Source organism: Devosia marina (assembly GCF_009758415.1).
GTDB classification, from domain to species: Bacteria; Pseudomonadota; Alphaproteobacteria; order Rhizobiales; family Devosiaceae; genus Devosia; species Devosia marina.
Window position 1 is genome coordinate 290,564 of the sequence record NZ_WQRF01000002.1, and the last position, 17,462, is coordinate 308,025.

Annotated in this window: 16 protein-coding genes; 10 read left to right on the forward strand and 6 right to left on the reverse strand. The window is 60.1% G+C overall.

Going from position 1 to position 17,462, the window contains the following annotated elements; genetic code table 11:
- Positions 1-16: 16 nt before the first annotated feature.
- From dnaQ to GO014_RS09175, 4 genes are read right to left on the reverse strand one after another with little or no spacing between them, the layout of a single operon-like run.
- Positions 17-724, reverse strand: coding sequence for a DNA polymerase III subunit epsilon (gene dnaQ, locus GO014_RS09160; protein ID WP_343030912.1), 708 nt, complete (start codon positions 722-724; stop codon positions 17-19).
- A complete protein-coding gene (gene coaE, locus GO014_RS09165) occupies positions 724-1,320 on the reverse strand; it encodes a dephospho-CoA kinase (RefSeq protein WP_157290070.1) in 597 nt (198 codons plus the stop codon). The genes dnaQ and coaE overlap by 1 nt, the downstream gene beginning before the upstream one ends.
- A gap of 3 nt (positions 1,321-1,323) precedes the next feature.
- Entirely contained in the window at positions 1,324-2,154 is an 831-nt protein-coding gene (locus GO014_RS09170; RefSeq protein ID WP_157290071.1) for a shikimate dehydrogenase, read from the reverse strand.
- Between the two features lie 15 nt (positions 2,155-2,169).
- The gene (locus GO014_RS09175; RefSeq protein ID WP_116588126.1) at positions 2,170-2,772 is read right to left on the reverse strand and encodes a Maf family protein; all 603 of its coding nucleotides are present in this window, start codon (positions 2,770-2,772) and stop codon (positions 2,170-2,172) included.
- A gap of 441 nt (positions 2,773-3,213) precedes the next feature.
- Between GO014_RS09175 and hemE the strand changes: the two genes are divergently transcribed.
- The 8 genes from hemE (at position 3,214) to GO014_RS09215 (ending at position 12,035) form a co-directional block, all read left to right on the forward strand.
- Complete coding sequence (hemE, locus tag GO014_RS09180; RefSeq protein ID WP_157290072.1) at positions 3,214-4,248, forward strand: uroporphyrinogen decarboxylase; 1,035 nt, start codon at positions 3,214-3,216, stop codon at positions 4,246-4,248.
- 31 nt (positions 4,249-4,279) lie between these two features.
- Positions 4,280-4,708, forward strand: a complete 429-nt coding sequence (gene hemJ, locus GO014_RS09185; RefSeq protein ID WP_157290073.1) for a protoporphyrinogen oxidase HemJ — start codon at positions 4,280-4,282, stop codon at positions 4,706-4,708.
- A 288-nt stretch (positions 4,709-4,996) separates the two neighbouring features.
- Complete coding sequence (gene rho / locus GO014_RS09190; protein WP_104892701.1) at positions 4,997-6,262, forward strand: transcription termination factor Rho; 1,266 nt, start codon at positions 4,997-4,999, stop codon at positions 6,260-6,262.
- Between the two features lie 24 nt (positions 6,263-6,286).
- Positions 6,287-7,579 carry a tRNA uridine-5-carboxymethylaminomethyl(34) synthesis GTPase MnmE gene (gene mnmE / locus GO014_RS09195; RefSeq protein ID WP_157290074.1) on the forward strand — a complete coding sequence of 431 codons (1,293 nt, stop codon included), beginning with the start codon at positions 6,287-6,289 and terminating at the stop codon, positions 7,577-7,579.
- A gap of 241 nt (positions 7,580-7,820) precedes the next feature.
- On the forward strand, positions 7,821-9,683 hold the full coding sequence (mnmG, locus tag GO014_RS09200) for a tRNA uridine-5-carboxymethylaminomethyl(34) synthesis enzyme MnmG (protein ID WP_157290075.1): 1,863 nt from the start codon (positions 7,821-7,823) through the stop codon (positions 9,681-9,683).
- Entirely contained in the window at positions 9,684-10,331 is a 648-nt protein-coding gene (rsmG, locus tag GO014_RS09205; RefSeq protein WP_157290076.1) for a 16S rRNA (guanine(527)-N(7))-methyltransferase RsmG, read from the forward strand.
- A gap of 18 nt (positions 10,332-10,349) precedes the next feature.
- Positions 10,350-11,150: a ParA family protein gene (locus tag GO014_RS09210; RefSeq protein ID WP_157290077.1), complete on the forward strand. Its 801-nt coding sequence runs from the start codon at positions 10,350-10,352 to the stop codon at positions 11,148-11,150.
- Positions 11,151-11,159: 9 nt separating this feature from the next.
- Positions 11,160-12,035: a ParB/RepB/Spo0J family partition protein gene (locus GO014_RS09215; RefSeq protein ID WP_157290078.1), complete on the forward strand. Its 876-nt coding sequence runs from the start codon at positions 11,160-11,162 to the stop codon at positions 12,033-12,035.
- A gap of 79 nt (positions 12,036-12,114) precedes the next feature.
- Here GO014_RS09215 and holA read toward each other — a convergent pair whose 3' ends face one another.
- Positions 12,115-13,137, reverse strand: a complete 1,023-nt coding sequence (gene holA / locus GO014_RS09220; protein WP_157290079.1) for a DNA polymerase III subunit delta — start codon at positions 13,135-13,137, stop codon at positions 12,115-12,117.
- Positions 13,138-15,747: a leucine--tRNA ligase gene (leuS, locus tag GO014_RS09225; protein ID WP_343030879.1), complete on the reverse strand. Its 2,610-nt coding sequence runs from the start codon at positions 15,745-15,747 to the stop codon at positions 13,138-13,140.
- 134 nt (positions 15,748-15,881) lie between these two features.
- Here leuS and GO014_RS09230 point away from each other — a divergent pair, with 134 nt between their 5' ends.
- Together GO014_RS09230 and GO014_RS09235 are read left to right on the forward strand one after the other, a co-directional pair.
- Positions 15,882-16,556: a YggS family pyridoxal phosphate-dependent enzyme gene (locus tag GO014_RS09230; RefSeq protein WP_157290080.1), complete on the forward strand. Its 675-nt coding sequence runs from the start codon at positions 15,882-15,884 to the stop codon at positions 16,554-16,556.
- A gap of 133 nt (positions 16,557-16,689) precedes the next feature.
- Complete coding sequence (locus tag GO014_RS09235; RefSeq protein ID WP_104892710.1) at positions 16,690-17,373, forward strand: response regulator transcription factor; 684 nt, start codon at positions 16,690-16,692, stop codon at positions 17,371-17,373.
- Positions 17,374-17,462 lie beyond the last annotated feature (89 nt).

Here is a 17,462-nt window from a genome sequence, read left to right on the forward strand (position 1 = left end):
TGTCGCGTGGTTGATCCTATTCGGCGGCGGCGCTTTGCTTATATCTGGCCCAGATGGCATTCTCGCCCATCTTTTCAATGAAGGCCTCATGGGCTTGAGCTTCGGCCGCGCTGAGCCGGCCAGGCAATGGACTGGGCCGCCGGGCCACCGCAATGCGCGCCTGGCCCATGCCGCTGGACGCCGTTTCTACCTCGGCCACCAGAGCCAAGCTTACCTGTTTGCCGCCGATCAGCTCAAGATAGACTTCGGCCAGGATCTCGCTGTCGAGCAGCGCGCCATGCAAGGTGCGGCGGGAATTGTCGATGCCGTAATGCTTGCACAACGCATCAAGGCTGACGCGAGCACCCGGATGCTTCTGCCGGGCGACCATGACGGTGTCGATCACCGCATTGGCAAGGCGCGGCAGGCCAGCCCATTCCATCTCGGCGTTCAGAAAGCCCATGTCGAAGGGCGCGTTGTGGATGACCAGCGTAGCATCACCGATAAAAGCGCGGAAATCCTCGGCCACCGCCTTGAAAAGCGGCTTGTCAGAGAGAAATTCCTCGCTCAGCCCATGCACGCGAAATGCCTCTTCAGGCATGGAACGTTCGGGGTTGATATAGACGTGAAAGTTCTTGCCGGTGGGGATGTGATTGATCAGCTCGACGCAGCCGATTTCCACCAGCCGGTCTCCGCCCTGCGGCGAGAGGCCCGTGGTTTCGGTATCGAGCACGATTTCCCTGATCATCCGTCCTGCCGTTCGGTTCGCAATTTGCGCACCAGCTCTGCCACTTCCGCCTCGATCACCTGGATCGGCGCGCTGGTATCAAAGAGCCAGTCGGCGCGTTCCTTCTTTTCGGCCTGTGGCATCTGGCGGGCAAGCAGGGTCTCCATCTTTTCCACGGTCATGCCGGGCCGGGCCAGAATTCGCTCGCGCTGCACCGCCTCGACCACATGGGTCACCGCGATGGTATCGAAACCATAATCATGACCGCTTTCAAACAACAACGGCACCTCGACAGCCGCCAGGGCATGACCCTGCGCTTCTGCGTCATCGAGAAAGTCAGCAATTGCGCTGCGCACCAGGGGATGGACAATGGCTTCGAGGCGCTGGAAACCAGAGGGATCGGAAGACAGGCGCCGGGCCAGTTCGGCGCGGTCGATAACGCCGTTCTCCGCCACACCGGGAAACAGCACGTCGACAGGCGCAACAGCCGCACCGGCATAAAGCCGCGCCACCGCTTCATCGGCTGAAAACACCGGCACGCCGCATTTGGCAAAGGCAGCCAGCAAGGTCGATTTGCCGGTGGCGATCGATCCAGTGATGCCAATCCGGTGCATGGTTCAATGATCCAGTGTTGCTTCGATCCGCGCCCGCAAGGCTGGCGTTACCTCCGGTTCGACGCCAAACCAGGCGGCAAAGCCCGGCACGGCCTGATGCAGCAGCATGCCCAGCCCGTCCACCGTACGCAATCCCTCCGCCTTGGCCGCGGCCAGAAGCGGGGTTTCGAGCGGGGTATAGACAATGTCGGTCACCAATGTGGATTTAGCCAGAAGGCTCATATCGAGCCAGTCAAAGCGGGTGCCATGCATGCCGATGGAACTGGTATTGACCACCAGGCCCGTGTTCGAGGCCAATTCGGCGAAGGCATCAAAGCCATGCGCTTCGAACGGTCCGTCGATTTCTTCGACCAGCGCCTGGGCATTGGCCAGCGTGCGGTTGAGCACATGCACCTTGCCGCCATGGCGGCGGCGCAGAGCCACCAGCACGGCCCGCGCCGCGCCGCCCGCACCAATGATCATGGCGTCTTGGGTACCCTCGGACCAGCCCGGCGCGTTGGCATCGAGATTGCCCAGAAAGCCAAGATAGTCGGTATTGGTGCCGTTTACCGCGCCGTCTTGCACCACCAGAGTGTTGACCGCCCCAATCCTGCGCGCCAACTCATCGACGGTGTCGCAAAGGGCAAAGACCGCCTCCTTGTGGGGAATGGTGACATTGCCGCCAGCGAATTCTCCCGCCCGCAGGCGCGAAAAAAAATCGGGCAGAGAGTCGGGCGCTACATCGATAGCCTCATAGGTGCCATCGATATTGTGTTCGGCCAGCCAAGTTCCATGGATCAGCGGCGAGCGGGAATGGGCAATGGGGTGCCCGATGACGAATGCCTTGGTGGTCAATCCGGTTTCCTTGGCTCAGTTCCGAGCACTCAAGAGATCTGGCGCGATATCGCGCAATGCGGCCAGCAGGGGAAGCAGGGGCAGGCCGAGAATGGTAAAATAATCGCCGGCAACGGTTTCGAACAGACGAATGGAAGGGCCTTCCAGCCGATAACCACCGACCGAGCCAAGGCTTGCCTCCCCCTCCAGATCAAGCACGTGATCGCGTTCCTCGGCGGAAAAGTCGCGCATGGTCAACTCGGCCGTCTGAAGATCGGACCAGAGCAGATGCCCGTCCCGCACCAGGGTCACCGCAGCGTGCAGCCGATGAGTCTTGCCCCGCAGGTGATCGAGCTGGGCGACGGCCTCCGCGCGCGACGCGGGCTTGTGCAAAAGTTCCAGGCCCAAAGCGAGCGTCTGGTCGGCGCCAATAACCAGGTCACCTGGCCGGCTGCTGGAAACGGCTTCGGCCTTGTGCCGCGCCAACAGCAGGGCAACATCCCGGGCATCGCCGCCAGCCTCAAGAGCCTGATTTTCTACCTGGCGCTCATCGAGTTCTGCCGGCTTGGCTTCAAAACGCAGTCCGGCCTTGTCCAGCAAGGCTTTGCGGGTGGTACTGGCGGAAGCAAGGATCAGCATGGAAAGCAGTTTTTCCACACTGTCATCCCCAGCTCAAGACCGATCTGTGATCTCGTCGTGCAAGTCTGGCCAGGCCTCCAACTTGTCCCCTTTGGCTAATAATTTGTTAACAGTTGATTTCGGAACCCGGTGAAACAGTGATGTGGAAAGCTCTGGGGAAAGCTTGTTCGGGCGGCCGAACGATATGCGCAGGCTCATCCACACCCGGAATCGAATCATTGACTCGGCAAAGGCCGGATTAACCTCTCGTTAATGAATTAGGCGCGTTAACACTTCAGTAAGAGTTTGGACTTGATTCACACCCCGTTAACTATCGCCTGCGCGCAAGTGTCACTTCACCGCTCGATTGTGGGTGACGAGGAATTGCAGCTAAACACCGCCATAAAGATAAAGAAGCGAAGCAAGAAAGACTCTTTATAGGGTTTTAGAAGGGATGACCCCATGGCTCCGGTGACGCACAAACCATTGCTCGCCACGGTGTTGGGACAGCGGCAGGAACGCCCCCCCATCTGGATCATGCGCCAGGCCGGACGCTATCTGCCCGAATACCGGCAGACCCGGGCACAGACCGGCGGTTTCCTCGAACTGTGTTACACGCCCGAACTGGCCGTCGAAGTTACACTGCAGCCGTTGCGGCGCTTCGATCTGGACGCAGCCATCCTGTTTTCCGACATTCTGGTAATCCCGGATGCCTTGGGTCAGAGCGTGCGCTTTGCGACAGGCGAGGGTCCGTTGCTTGAACCGCTTGATGAAAAGGGCATTGATAGTCTCGATCGGGATCGGGCGATGAGCCATCTGGCACCGGTCTTTGAAACGCTGCGCCGTCTTCGGGCTGCACTGCCTGCTGAAAAAACCCTGATTGGCTTCTGTGGTGCCCCCTGGACCGTGGCGACCTACATGCTGGGCGGTCGAGGGTCACCGGATCAATGGACAGCGCGCCGGTTTGCGCTGGAGCATCCTGAGGCTTTTGACAAGCTGATCGATATTCTGGTGGACACCTCGATCGACTATCTCGCGGGGCAGTTCGAGGCGGGCGCCGATGTGGTGCAGCTTTTTGAAAGCTGGGCACTCAATCTGGACGATGCCAGTTTTGCCCGTCAGGTCATGGAACCCAACCGGCGGATTGTCGAAGGCCTGCGCCAGCGGGTCCCCGATGCACCGGTGATCGGATTCCCGCGTGGCGCGGCCGGCAATCTCCGACGCTTTTCGGAGGCCACCGGAGTTAATGCCTTGGGGATCGACTTCGCCACGCCGATCGAATTCGTCAATGCGCATTTGCCGCCCGAGCTGGCTGTGCAGGGCAATCTTGATCCGCTGCGGCTGGTAGTCGGTGGTGAAGCCATGGAGCGGCAAGCCCGTGCCATTATCCAGGGCTTCGCGAACCGGCCGCATATCTTCAATCTGGGACACGGCATCGTCCCCGAAACGCCGATCGCCCATGTCGAACGCCTGGTCGAATTGGTCAAGCGCGGCTGACAGACGCTGCTGAACTGTTGAGGAGTTCGCCATGTATGAATGGGTCAAGGCGCTGCATGTCATCTCGGTCATCGCCTGGATGGCGGGAATGATGTATTTGCCGCGGCTGTTTGTCTATCACGCCGAAGCGGCGGCTGGTTCGGACAAGGCCGAGACCTTCAAAATTATGGAGCGCCGGCTGTATCGCGGCATCATCACGCCAGCGATGCTCGCCACCTGGCTGTTTGGGCTATGGCTGGCCTTTGGCTTCGGCATTGTTGATTTTTCGCAGGGCTGGATGTGGCTCAAGGCGGTGTCGGTCATCGCGCTGAGCGGCGTGCATGGCTGGTACGGCTCCATGTTGCGGGCCTTCAGGGAAGACCGCAACACGCGACCGCATACCTTTTATCGCGCCATCAACGAAGTCCCCTTTGTCATAGCCATCGTCATTGTCATCGCGGTGATTGTGAAGCCGTTTTGAGGCGTGATGAATACGGGGGTTGTGCCTTCGCCACTCGACCATAGGTCTCTTGGCCTTTTCGCCTCAAATACCCACACAGGAGAGATTTTGCCCTACCGGGACAGCTCGAAGTTTCACGTGAATCGATTTTCACAATTTGCTTTGAACTTGAAACGGTCCGCGGATCACGCTACATGGGGACAAGGCATCCCCTGATTGCGCGACCACCCCGGTTGCTGCGCGGTGCCGAAAATTCCCCTTATTCGACTGTCCAGTCTTACCGATATCCCTCTAGGGTCGTTTCGCTACATGCAGAATATCAAGCTCAGTGAGCTCAAGGCCAAGTCCCCGGCTGAACTCTTGGCATTTGCCGAGGAACTCGAAGTCGAGAACGCTTCGACCATGCGCAAGCAGGAGTTGATGTTCGCCATCCTCAAGGAGCTGGCTGCCCAGGACATCAACATCGTTGGTGAAGGCGTGGTTGAGGTGCTCCCCGACGGTTTCGGTTTCCTGCGCTCGCCCGATGCAAACTATCTTCCCGGACCCGACGATATTTATGTCAGTCCGAGCCAGATTCGTCGCTTTGGCCTCAGGACCGGCGACACGGTCGAGGGCGAAATCCGCTCTCCCAAGGAAGGCGAGCGCTATTTCGCGCTGCTCAAAGTTTCGACCATCAATTTTGAGGACCCGGAGGCGGTTCGCCACAAGGTCAATTTCGACAACCTTACTCCGCTCTATCCCGAAGAACGGCTGCGGATGGAGCTGCCGGATCCCACCACCAAAGATCGCTCGGCACGGTTGCTTGATCTCGTTGCGCCGCTTGGCAAGGGCCAGCGCGCATTGATTGTTGCGCCACCACGTACTGGTAAAACCGTATTGTTGCAAAATATTGCACAATCCATCGCCACCAATCATCCTGAATGCTATCTTATCGTCCTGCTGATCGATGAGCGTCCCGAAGAAGTGACCGACATGCAGCGCTCGGTGCGCGGCGAGGTCATCTCCTCGACATTCGATGAACCCGCTTCGCGCCACGTCCAGGTCGCAGAAATGGTAATCGAAAAGGCCAAGCGCCTGGTCGAACACAAGCGAGACGTCGTTATCCTGCTCGATTCGATCACCCGCCTCGGCCGCGCCTACAACACCGTGGTGCCTAGCTCGGGCAAGGTTCTTACAGGCGGCGTGGACGCCAATGCCCTGCAGCGTCCCAAGCGCTTCTTCGGTGCGGCCCGCAATATCGAGGACGGCGGCTCGCTGACCATCATCTCGACCGCCCTGATCGATACCGGCAGTCGCATGGACGAAGTTATCTTTGAAGAATTCAAGGGCACGGGCAACTCTGAAATCGTGCTCGACCGCAAGGTCGCGGACAAGCGCGTCTTCCCGGCGATTGACATCAACAAATCGGGCACCCGTAAGGAAGAGCTGCTCGTCGAATCAGATATCCTGCGCAAAATGTATGTCCTGCGCCGCATCCTCAATCCAATGGGCACGATCGACGCCATGGAGTTCCTGACCGACAAGGTGCGTCAGACCAAGACGAATTCGGATTTCTTCGATTCAATGAACACCTAAGGTCTCGGGGCCAGGAGCCGGAACATGCAGGCGGGCGACACCATCATGGCGCTCTCCTCCGGCGCTTTGCCGGCGGGTGTTGCGGTTATTCGCCTCTCTGGCCCAGGCGTGCGGGAAACTCTAGACAAGCTTGCCGGCGGCGTTCCCACACCGCGGCAATTGGCTCTGCGCAAGATTGGTGCAGGGCAGGCGCTTGATCAGGGTCTGGTGGCCTGGTTCCCGGGCCCCCACAGCTTCACTGGTGAAGACTGCGCCGAATTGCAGGTGCATGGGTCGCCTGCCGGCGTTAAAGCCATTCTGGCTGAGCTGGGGGCGCTCGGCCTGCGCCTGGCGCAAGCCGGTGAATTTACGCGGCGCGCCTTTGAGAATGGCAAGCTCGATCTCGTGGAAATTGAGGGCCTGGGCGATCTGCTGAACGCCGAAACGGAGAAGCAGCGTCAACAGGCACTGGCGCGCTTTGATGGGCGCCTGACGGAAAAAATCGCACAATGGCGCGAAAGCCTGCTGGATTTGCGCGCGGAAATCGAGGCCCGGCTCGACTTCTCTGATGAGGGCGATGTGTCCGAGGACTTGCCGCATCACTGGCGGAGCCAGCTCGCCGCGCTAGAAACAGCAATCCAATCATCGCTGGCCACTCTGGAAAGCGGACGGATTGTGCGCGAAGGTATCCGGGTGGCGCTGGCGGGCGCTCCTAATGCCGGAAAATCAAGCCTGATCAATGCCTTGGCTAAGTCCGATATTGCCATAGTATCGGACGAAGCGGGTACAACGCGCGACGTCCGGGAAGTACCGCTGGACATAAACGGCCAGCTCTTCATTCTGCTCGATCTCGCCGGTCTGCGCGAAAGCGACAGCAAGGCGGAAGCCGAAGGCGTGCGACGGGCGCAACAGGCCATTGAGACAGCCGATATAGTGCTGTGGCTATCTTCACCTGATGTGCCTGATATCGCGGCCCCTGATGTAGCCGGCCAGGTGCTGCGCATCGGCACCAAATCGGATCTTGGGCTATTACCGGGAGTGGACGTGAGTATCTCGACGGGGTCACGTGGCGATCTGATTGAACTACGGCAACGTCTTGATGAATTGGCCGTAGGCATGACAGGCGCAGAACCCAGCCTGATCAGTCATGAAAGAGATCGCCTGGCCCTCAGCGGGGCCATGGCGGCGCTTGAGGAGACGCGACGTAATCTCGGTGATTGGGAGCTGGCTGCAGAGTCGCTTCGCAGGGCTTCGGCAGCCCTGGAGCGGCTGATTGGCCGCATAGACGCAGAAAAGGTGTTGGATCGCCTTTTTTCCAGCTTCTGTATCGGCAAATGATTCACGTGAAACTTCCAGCTGTGTCACAGGCAGATACGGTGCAGTGAACCTAGTATGGGCAGGAAGGTCGTCAGAACCAAGGGTGAATGGCAGGCGTGCCCTATGTGATACAGGCGCGATAGCGCCTAACTCGGCTATCGGAATTGATTCACGTGAAACACGGTCAGCCAGAACCTCAGGCAAGCGGTCAATTGATTCACGTGAAACATTGGCCTATGTCAGGCGCCTTGGAGAAATTGCCATGACTGACTATGCCGTCATCATCGTCGGCGGGGGCCATGCGGGCACGGAAGCTGCAGCAGCCTCGGCACGCCTCGGCGTTCCCACCGCACTGATCACCCATCGCTTTGACACCATAGGCGAGATGAGCTGCAATCCGGCTATCGGCGGATTGGGCAAGGGGCACCTTGTGCGCGAAATCGATGCCCTGGACGGGCTGATGGGCCGCGTGGCCGATGCGGCAGGTATCCAGTTTCGGGTGCTCAATCGCCGCAAGGGACCGGCGGTGCGGGGTCCGCGCGCCCAGGCGGATCGCAAGCTGTATCGTCAGGCCATGCAGGCAGCCATCTCTGCTCAGCCCAATCTCGATGTGATCGAAGGCGAAGTCGATGACCTTGAGGTCACCAATGGCCGGATCAGTGGCGTCGTGCTGCTGGATGGACGCCGGGTTGGCGCCAAGGCCGTGGTTCTGACTACGGGAACATTCCTGCGCGGGCTGATCCATCGTGGCGAGGAAACCCTCCCAGCCGGGCGGCTTGGTGAAAAGCCGGTGCTGGGCCTCTCGACGCGGCTCGAAGGGCTGGGTCTGCAGCTGGGTCGGCTGAAGACCGGGACGCCGGCGCGCCTGGACGCCTCAAGCATCGACTATACCGTGCTTGAGGAGCAGCCGGGCGATAATCCGCCAGAAGCCTTCTCGGCACTGACCACCAGCATCACAACGCCGCAGATTTCTTGCCATATCACGCGGACAACGGCCGAAACCCACCGGATTATTCAGGAAAATTTGCATCGCTCAGCGATGTATTCGGGCCGCATTCAATCGCGCGGTCCGCGCTATTGCCCGTCCATAGAGGACAAGGTGGTGCGCTTTGCAGACCGGGATAGCCACCAGATTTTTCTGGAGCCAGAAGGGCTGGATGATCTGACGGTTTACCCCAATGGGCTCTCGACCTCATTGCCGGCAGAGGTGCAGACGGCATTTCTACAATCCATGCCCGGTCTTGAGTCGGTCCGGATCATCCGGCCGGGCTATGCTATCGAATATGATTATGTCGATCCGCGAGAGTTGAAGCCAACGCTGGAAGTCAAAAAACAGGCAGGCCTCTATCTGGCGGGCCAGATCAACGGCACCACCGGCTATGAAGAAGCTGGCGCCCAGGGCCTGCTGGCCGGCGCCAATGCCGCATTGGCCGCGAAGGGCCAAGAAGCCTTCGTGCTGTCGAGGACGGAAAGCTATCTCGGCGTGATGGTCGATGATCTGGTCACGCGCGGTGTCAGTGAGCCTTATCGGATGTTTACGTCGCGCGCAGAGTTCCGCCTGCATTTGCGGGCGGATAATGCGGATCAGCGCCTTACACCTTTGGGGCTGGAGCGGGGGCTGGTTGGGTCGGAACGCAGCGATGTTTTTTCCAGGCGCAAGTCGGCACTGACCATGGCGCGCAGTTTGCTGCACAGCCTGTCTGTCTCACCCAATCAGGCACGCAAGGCCGGCCTGGCGGTGAATGAGGATGGCAAGCGGCGGACGGCGTTTGAGCTGCTGTCCTACCCCGATCTGGAAGCGGCTGACTTGGCAGGGCTTTGGCCTGAACTGTCCTCGATGGATCCGGCGATTGTCGAGCAAGTGTCAATCGATGCCCAATACGCGGTTTATCTGGACCGCCAAAAGGCGGACATCGAGGCGGTGCGTCGGGACGAACAGCGCGCTATCCCTGATGCGCTGGACTATATGGCCATTCCTGGCCTGTCCATGGAGCTGCGGCACAAACTGGCCAATGCCCGCCCGCAGACGATTGCGCAGGCTCAGGCGATGGACGGCATGACGCCGGCCGCCATCACACTTCTCCTCGCGGTGATCCGTCGCGGCCAACTCTCCAAGGCTAGCTGAATGCAGGACGTGCAGGCCGTTGAACGCTACGCGTCTGTTCTGTCACGACCTGTGAACGCTGTCGTGCGGGATCTGGAATCCTATGCCAAGTTGCTGGCCAAATGGCAGTCAGTGCAGAATCTGGTTTCACGTGAAACACTGGCCCAGATCTGGACCCGGCATTTTGCTGACAGTCTGCAGGTACTCAGCCTCATGACATCAGATGATCGGCTCTGTCTCGATATTGGCAGCGGCGGCGGCTTTCCCGCGCTGCCGATGGCGATTGCCAGCAAAGGCCTGGATCGCCATTTTGTGCTGATCGAGCCAACCTCCCGGAAGGTCAGTTTCCTGCGCACCGTGGCGCGTGAACTGGATCTCAATGTTACGGTGATCGGGCGGCGCTGCGACCAGATTGATTCACGTGAAACAGGTTTGCCGGACGTCATCACCTCCCGTGCCCTGGCGGCTATGCCCCAGTTATGTGCCTGGATGGCCCCGTTTTTCGGAACAAACACCAGGGCTTTGCTGCATAAAGGACGGGAACATGTTGAAGAGCTCGTGGAATCGGGTGCGCAATGGCATCATGACGTGTTAGTAAAGGTCAGTGACACAGATCCCGGCGGCGTGATCCTGACGGTTACGAATCTGCGCCGGAAAACAATGCGTTAGCGGCACACGGAGGCCAATTTGGCACCCCGGATTTTGACTTTGGCCAATCAGAAGGGCGGCGTCGGCAAAACGACGACTGCCATCAATCTGGCAACCGCCCTCGCGGCCATCGGTGAACGCGTCCTGATCGTCGATCTCGACCCGCAGGGCAACGCCTCCACTGGTTTGGGCATTTCGCGGACGGATCGCGCCCTCTCAGCCTATGATGTCCTGGTGGGCGAGGCCAGCGTACCGCAGGCCGCGGTGATGACCAGCGTGCCCAATGTAGCCATTGTGCCGTCCACCATGGATCTGCTCGGGGTCGAACTGACCATTGCGGATCAGGCTGATCGTGCCTTCAAGCTCCGTAATGCGTTCAAGAACCTGGATGAACTGCGGCTCAACGACCAGTCCATCAGCTATATTCTGATCGATTGCCCTCCCTCTTTGAACCTGCTGACGGTCAATTCGCTGGTCGCGGCCGATGCGGTTTTGGTGCCACTTCAATGCGAGTTCTTCGCACTGGAAGGGTTGAGTCAATTGCTGCAGACCATCGAGCAGATTCGTTCAACGCTCAATCCACGACTGTCCATACAGGGCGTGGTGATGACCATGTTCGACAAGCGTAACAACCTGTCCGAGCAGGTTCTGAACGATGTGCGCAGCGAAATGGGTGAGCTGGTTTATGAGACGGTGATACCGCGCAATGTGCGGCTCAGCGAGGCACCGTCCTATGGCAAGCCAGCGCTGCTTTATGATCTCAAATGTGCGGGAAGCCAGGCCTATCTTCGCCTTGCCACCGAAGTAATCCGTCGTGAGCGACGGTTGAATGCTGCCTAGGAGCTCAACATGACCGACAAACCAACCCGACTGGGCCGGGGCCTTGCCGCGCTGATTGGTGATATGGCGGCCATCGAGGGCGCACGGGTAACCGAGTCGTCCGGTGGCAGCAAGCGCCTCCCCGTTGATTTCATTATCGCCAATCGGGCCAATCCGCGCCGCAGTTTTGGCGCCGAACAGCTTGAAGAGCTGACCAACTCGATTCGTGAGAAGGGCGTCATGTCGCCCCTCTTGGTGCGGCCGACCGATGATCCGAATATCTTCGAGTTGATCGCCGGGGAGCGGCGCTGGCGGGCGGCGCAAAAGGCCGGCTTGCATGATGTGCCGGTCATTGTCCGCGAGGTCGACGACAAGGAAGCGCTTGAGCTGGCGATCATCGAGAACGTGCAGCGTGCTGACCTCAATCCGCTTGAAGAAGCGCTGGGTTACGGGCAGTTGATCGAGCAATTCGACTATACGCAGCAAGATCTGGCGCAAGTGATCGGCAAATCGCGTTCGCATGTGGCCAATACGTTGCGCCTGCTCAAACTACCGGAGGATGTGCGCGGCATGGTGTCGAGTGGCACCTTGACCGCTGGGCACGCCAGGACGCTGATTACAGTAGAAGACCCGGCCGCTCTGGCCCGCCAGATCGTCGAGAAAGGGCTTTCGGTACGTGAGGCGGAAGCCCTGAGCCAGCAGCGTGATCTGCCCAAGCGCAAGCCCGCCACCGAACCGACGCAGCGTGATGCCGACACCTTGGCCTTGGAGCGCAGGCTTGCCGATGCGCTGGGGTTGAGCGTCGCGCTGAACCATACCGAGCGCGGCGGCAAGGTCGAAATCCGCTACAAGACGCTTGAGCAGCTGGACGATATCTGTCTTCGCTTGACCGGCCGTACAAACTAAGTCCCTGAAAAGCAAGCTGTTCCACGTGAAACCGTTTCGGCTGGGGCGCTTACCGCGTTGAACCCAGACCGTCTCCCCGCTAATGCGTGGCGGCCATCATGCAAAGCGCCAGGGTCGTGCGGCGCAGTATGGCGTCTGCGAGGGCCGGTTTGCGGCGTGAATCCGATACCCCTTGCAACAGCCGCTCTATGGCCTGGGCGAGGGCAGGATCGGTCCAGAGCCGCAATTGCTGCTCCAGGGCACCTATGCGCGAAAAATGTGGTTTGGGACGTTGGCTATCAAGGACAGCCCTTGCGGTCTTGCCGCTATCGAGTTCGGTGCGCCAGCGGCGGAGATTGGCGAAGTGATTGGTCAGCATGGCCAGCAATTGCTGGGGGTTCACATTGGCGGCCAGCGCGCGATTGAGGGCCAGTTCGAGCCGTTCCGCATGGCCGCCACCGGTTGCATCGAGAATGGCATCGATGGCCAAGGCGCCATTATCGGCGCAAAGCAGAAGAACATCCTCGCGCGTCAAAACCTTGCTCGCTGCGGCATAGAGCGTCAGTTTTTCCAGCTCGCGGCGCGTTACCTCCCGGTCATTGCCCAGAATTTCACGCAGGGTGGGCACAACGTCGCTGTCGGTGCGAATACCGGCCTGGTTGAAGGTCTCGCGCATCAGCGCCATCAGGGTTTCGTCGGAATCCGGATAGCAGGGCAGTGCGCGGCCGAATTTGGCCGCCTCGACCAGCGAACGCAGCGCATCGCGTGGGGTGAGATTGTCGGCTTCGAGAACGATGGCCGTGCCTCCGGGGTCGTCGCGCAGCTCAGTCAGCGGCATGACCAGTGCCTTGGTGGCATTGCGCACCCGGATGATGCGCTTGCCCCCGAATAGCGATACCGAACGCGCTTCCAACACCAGTTGGGATGGGTCGGAAGCCAGTTCCGGCCCGTCAAAGATGGTGACATTGGCCGAGGCCGGGTCGTCGCCGCTCAAATGACGAATCAGGCGCTGCGCGGTCTCGCGCACCAGGCCGCCATCTGGCCCATAGGCGAGGAATATCCCCTCGCTGAGATCGGGGCGCGCCAGATAGCGCGCCACTTCATGGGCCTTGAGGGCCGTCATCTAGACGACGATGTTGACGATGCGATTGGGCACCACCACCACCTTCTTTGGCGCCTTGCCGTCCAGCGCCTTCTGGACGATATCCAGCGCGAGCACCAGGGTCTCGACTTCTGCCGCCGGCATGTCCTTGGCGACATTGATTTCGCCGCGGCGCTTGCCATTGATCTGAATGGGCAGGGTCACCTCATCGTCGACCAGCATGGCTGGATCCACCTCGGGCCACAGTGCGTCAGCGACAAGTCCTTGTTTTCCGAGTACTTCCCAACAGCTCTCGGCGAGATGCGGCATCATCAGATTGATCAGCAGAACCAGCTTTTCGACGCCGTCGCGCAAGATTGGGGCGAGTTCGGCGGCTGCTTTGCCATCCTTGGCCTTCACCAGGGCATTGGTCAGCTCATAGATGCGGGCGACGGCGCGGTTGAAGCCAAGCCCCTCGATGTCCTGGGCGACACCAGCGACGGTGCGATGGATGATCTTGCGCAGGGCCAGGGCATCAGCACTGTCCAGTGCAACAGTCGCTGAGGATTGTTCGGATAATTCGACCGTGTCGTTGACGAGGCGCCAGATGCGCTGCTGGAAACGGCTGGCGCCTTCAACGCCCGATTCAGTCCATTGCACGTCACGCTCGGGCGGGGAGTCCGAGAGCATGAACCAGCGGGCGGTATCGGCGCCGTAGCTGCGCACGATCTCGTCGGGATCCACCACGTTCTTCTTGGACTTGCTCATCTTTTCGACCGAACCGATGGCGATTGGCGCGCCGGTCTGGGCGTGCCTGGCGGTGCGGGTGTCGCCCTCGGTCTCGATGATGATGTCAGTGGGGGGCACCCATTCGCCCTTGTCGCCCTTATAGGTCTCGTGGGTCACCATGCCCTGGGTGAACATGCCCTTGAAGGGTTCACTCAACCCCACATGGCCGGTCGCCTTCATCGCTCGGGTGAAGAAGCGTGAATAGAGCAGATGCAGAATCGCGTGCTCGATGCCGCCAATATACTGGTCTACCGGCAGCCAATGGTCGGCGATTTCGGGAACCGTGGGTGTATCGGCTTGGGGTGCGGTGAACCGGGCAAAATACCAGGACGAATCCACGAAGGTGTCCATTGTATCGGTTTCGCGCCGCGCGGCGGCACCACATTGCGGACAATGGACATGTTTCCAGGTCGGATGATGGTCGAGCGCGTTGCCCGGCTTGTCGAAGCTCACATCCTCGGGCAGCACCACCGGCAGGTCTTTTTTGGGCACGGGAATGGTGCCGCAGACCTCGCAATGGATCACCGGAATGGGGCAACCCCAATAGCGCTGGCGGGAAATGCCCCAGTCGCGCAGACGATAATTGACTTCGACCTTGCCTTGCGGCTTGCCATCGACCACGCGGGCAGAGAAATGCTCGGCAATCCGTGCCTTGGCTTCGTCGATGGTCAGGCCATCGAGGAAGTCAGAGTTGAAGATGTTACCGGCGTCAACATAGGCTTCGTTCGCAATCGCGAAGCTGGCCGGATCGGCGCCTGGCGGCAGCACCACCGGGGTAACCGGCAGATCATATTTGCGGGCGAAATCGAGATCGCGCTGGTCATGCGCCGGGCAGCCGAACACGGCGCCGGTGCCGTAATCCATCAGCACGAAATTGGCGACATAGACGGGCAGCGTCTGGCCTTCGATCACCGGATGCTTGACGCGCAGGCCGGTGAGAACGCCCTTTTTCTCAGCCTTTTCCAGCGTTTCGGTTGCGGTTCCCTGACGATGGAATTCGGCGATAAACTCGGTGAGCGCCGGATTGTCTGCTGCCAACTGGGACGTCAGCGGATGGTCGGGCGAGAGCGCGAGAAAGGAGGCGCCGAAAATCGTGTCCGGGCGCGTGGTGAAAACCTCGATGCTTTTCGCATCGGTCCTGTCGCTGGCTTCCAGCTCGAACAGCAGCCGCAGGCCTTCGGATTTGCCAATCCAGTTGCGCTGCATGATGCGCACCTTTTCGGGCCAGTCGGTTAGCCCATCCAGGGCTTCGAGCAGCTCCTCGGCAAAATCGGAAATCCTGAAGAACCACTGGGTCAGCTCGCGCTGCTCGACCACCGCGCCGGAGCGCCAGCCCTTGCCGTCGATCACCTGCTCATTGGCGAGCACGGTCATGTCGACCGGGTCCCAATTGACCTTGGAACTCTTGCGGGTGACCAGACCGGCTTGAAGCATGTCGATGAACATGGCCTGCTGGTGCTTGTAATAGTCGGGCGAGCAGGTGGCGATTTCGCGCGTCCAGTCGATCGACAGGCCCATCGATTTGAGCTGAGCCTTCATCGCCTCGATGTTCTGATAGGTCCAGGCGCCGGGATGGGTCTTGCGCTCGATCGCGGCATTTTCCGCGGGCAGGCCGAACGCGTCCCAGCCCATGGGGTGCAGCACATTCTTGCCGCGGGCACGGTGATAGCGCGCCACCACATCGCCCATGGCGTAATTGCGCACATGGCCCATATGGATGCGGCCCGAGGGATAGGGGAACATCTCAAGGACATAATAGGGATCGCGCGGATCGTCATTTGCGGTGACGAAACTCTTGTTCTCGTCCCACACCTTCTGCCATTTCGGTTCGCTTTCGCGCGGATTGTAGCGTTCGCCGCTCACGTGATGGTCGTCCTTGCAAGATTTCACGCCTGGCCCGCCGCAAATGGCGGCACAGCTTGCGTTTTTGAGGGTTTTTGGCTACCCGGACCATCACCAGAAATCCCTTGCTAGGTCAACAGATACGGGGCCGGAACATGGCTGATCGCGCTGAAAGCGCCGCAACGCGCCTCGACTATATTCGCACGCGCATGGAAAAGGCGCGCCGCCGGTTTGGGGCGCCGCCAGAGGCGGTCGAACTGGTCGCGGTGTCCAAGACCTTCCCCGCAGAGGTCATCGAACCCTATATTGCGGCGGGTCAGCGCGTGTTCGGGGAAAACCGGGTTCAGGAGGCCAAGGAAAAATGGCCTGGCCTGCGCGAGAAATATCCCGATCTCAGCCTGCACCTGATCGGGCCGCTGCAGTCGAACAAGGCGCGCGAGGCCGTGGCGCTGTTCGACGTCATCGAAACCGTGGATCGGGAGAAGATCGCGGCGGCGCTGGCTGCAGAAATGGCGCGGGCCGAACGCCATCTGCCGTGTTTCGTGCAGGTCAATATTGGCGGCGAAGAGCAGAAGGCAGGTGTGCCGGTCGATGATGCAGTGGCGTTCGTGCGCCATTGCCGCGAGGTGTATGGGCTCGATATTGTCGGGCTGATGTGCATTCCGCCCGATGGCCAACCGGCCGGCCCCTATTTCGCGCATCTTGCCGCGCTGGGCCGCATGGCGGGGGTCGAGCGGCTGTCCATGGGCATGAGCGGCGACTTCGAAACGGCCATCGCCATGGGCGCCACCCATGTGCGGGTGGGGTCGGCGATCTTCGGCAAGCGCTAGGCGCTGCCTGCAACTTTTCGTCCGGTTTGCGCGTTGCTCAAGATGAAATAACGCCGATGTGATTGGCTGGCCAAAAACGGGTCGCAATAGTGTGGCCTTGGTCGGCCAGGCACGGAAAAGACCGGAGAAAACAATGAACAAGCGACGCATCCTAGTCGTAGATGACGACGCGGACCTGCGCCAGACCCTGGTTGAACAACTCAAGGGCGAGCCTGATTTCGACATTCTCCAGGCCGGAACCGCCAATGACGCGCTAAAGGCGGTGCGCGAACACAATGTCGAATTGACCATTCTCGATGTCGGCCTGCCCGATATGGATGGACGCGAGGCCGTCCGGCTGATGCGCCAGGAGGGCTATAAGAGCCCCGTGCTGATGCTAACCGGTCACGACACCGATGCTGACGAGATCAAGGGGCTCGAAGCCGGGGCCAATGACTACCTGACCAAGCCGTTCCGCTACCCGGTGCTGCTGGCACGGATCAATGCGGCCCTCCGGCAGCGCGACCAGAGCGAGGACGCGGTCTTTACCATCGGGCAATACAGCTTCCAGCCTGCGGCCAAGGTGCTCGAGACCAATGAAGGCATCAAGGTGCGCCTGACCGACAAGGAAACTTCCATTTTGAAGTATCTCTATCGGCAGGGGCCCAAGACCATCACCCGCGATGTGCTGCTCAAGGAAGTCTGGGGCTATAATAACCGGGTGACCACGCACACACTGGAAACCCATATCTACCGCCTCCGGCAGAAGATCGAGCGCGACCCCTCCAATGCCAGGCTCCTGGTGACCGAGGACGGGGGCTACCGTCTCGTCCCGTAAACGGCGCAAAGCCTTTCATTTCCTGCCCGAACCAGACTATAGCTTGAGCCGGAACAGTCGCCCGCAGCCAGCGGGCGGCGCAATTTGGC

Excerpts from the sequence above, each read along its gene's own strand:
- coaE (WP_157290070.1), bottom strand. The coding sequence starts at position 1,320 with ATGCACCGGATTGGCATCACTGGATCGATCGCCACCGGCAAATCGACC.
- GO014_RS09175 (WP_116588126.1), bottom strand. The coding sequence starts at position 2,772 with ATGCTGATCCTTGCTTCCGCCAGTACCACCCGCAAAGCCTTGCTGGAC.
- hemE (WP_157290072.1), top strand. The coding sequence starts at position 3,214 with ATGGCTCCGGTGACGCACAAACCATTGCTCGCCACGGTGTTGGGACAG.
- hemJ (WP_157290073.1), top strand. The coding sequence starts at position 4,280 with ATGTATGAATGGGTCAAGGCGCTGCATGTCATCTCGGTCATCGCCTGG.
- rho (WP_104892701.1), top strand. The coding sequence starts at position 4,997 with ATGCAGAATATCAAGCTCAGTGAGCTCAAGGCCAAGTCCCCGGCTGAA.
- mnmE (WP_157290074.1), top strand. The coding sequence starts at position 6,287 with ATGCAGGCGGGCGACACCATCATGGCGCTCTCCTCCGGCGCTTTGCCG.
- mnmG (WP_157290075.1), top strand. The coding sequence starts at position 7,821 with ATGACTGACTATGCCGTCATCATCGTCGGCGGGGGCCATGCGGGCACG.
- rsmG (WP_157290076.1), top strand. The coding sequence starts at position 9,684 with ATGCAGGACGTGCAGGCCGTTGAACGCTACGCGTCTGTTCTGTCACGA.
- GO014_RS09215 (WP_157290078.1), top strand. The coding sequence starts at position 11,160 with ATGACCGACAAACCAACCCGACTGGGCCGGGGCCTTGCCGCGCTGATT.
- holA (WP_157290079.1), bottom strand. The coding sequence starts at position 13,137 with ATGACGGCCCTCAAGGCCCATGAAGTGGCGCGCTATCTGGCGCGCCCC.
- GO014_RS09230 (WP_157290080.1), top strand. The coding sequence starts at position 15,882 with ATGGCTGATCGCGCTGAAAGCGCCGCAACGCGCCTCGACTATATTCGC.
- GO014_RS09235 (WP_104892710.1), top strand. The coding sequence starts at position 16,690 with ATGAACAAGCGACGCATCCTAGTCGTAGATGACGACGCGGACCTGCGC.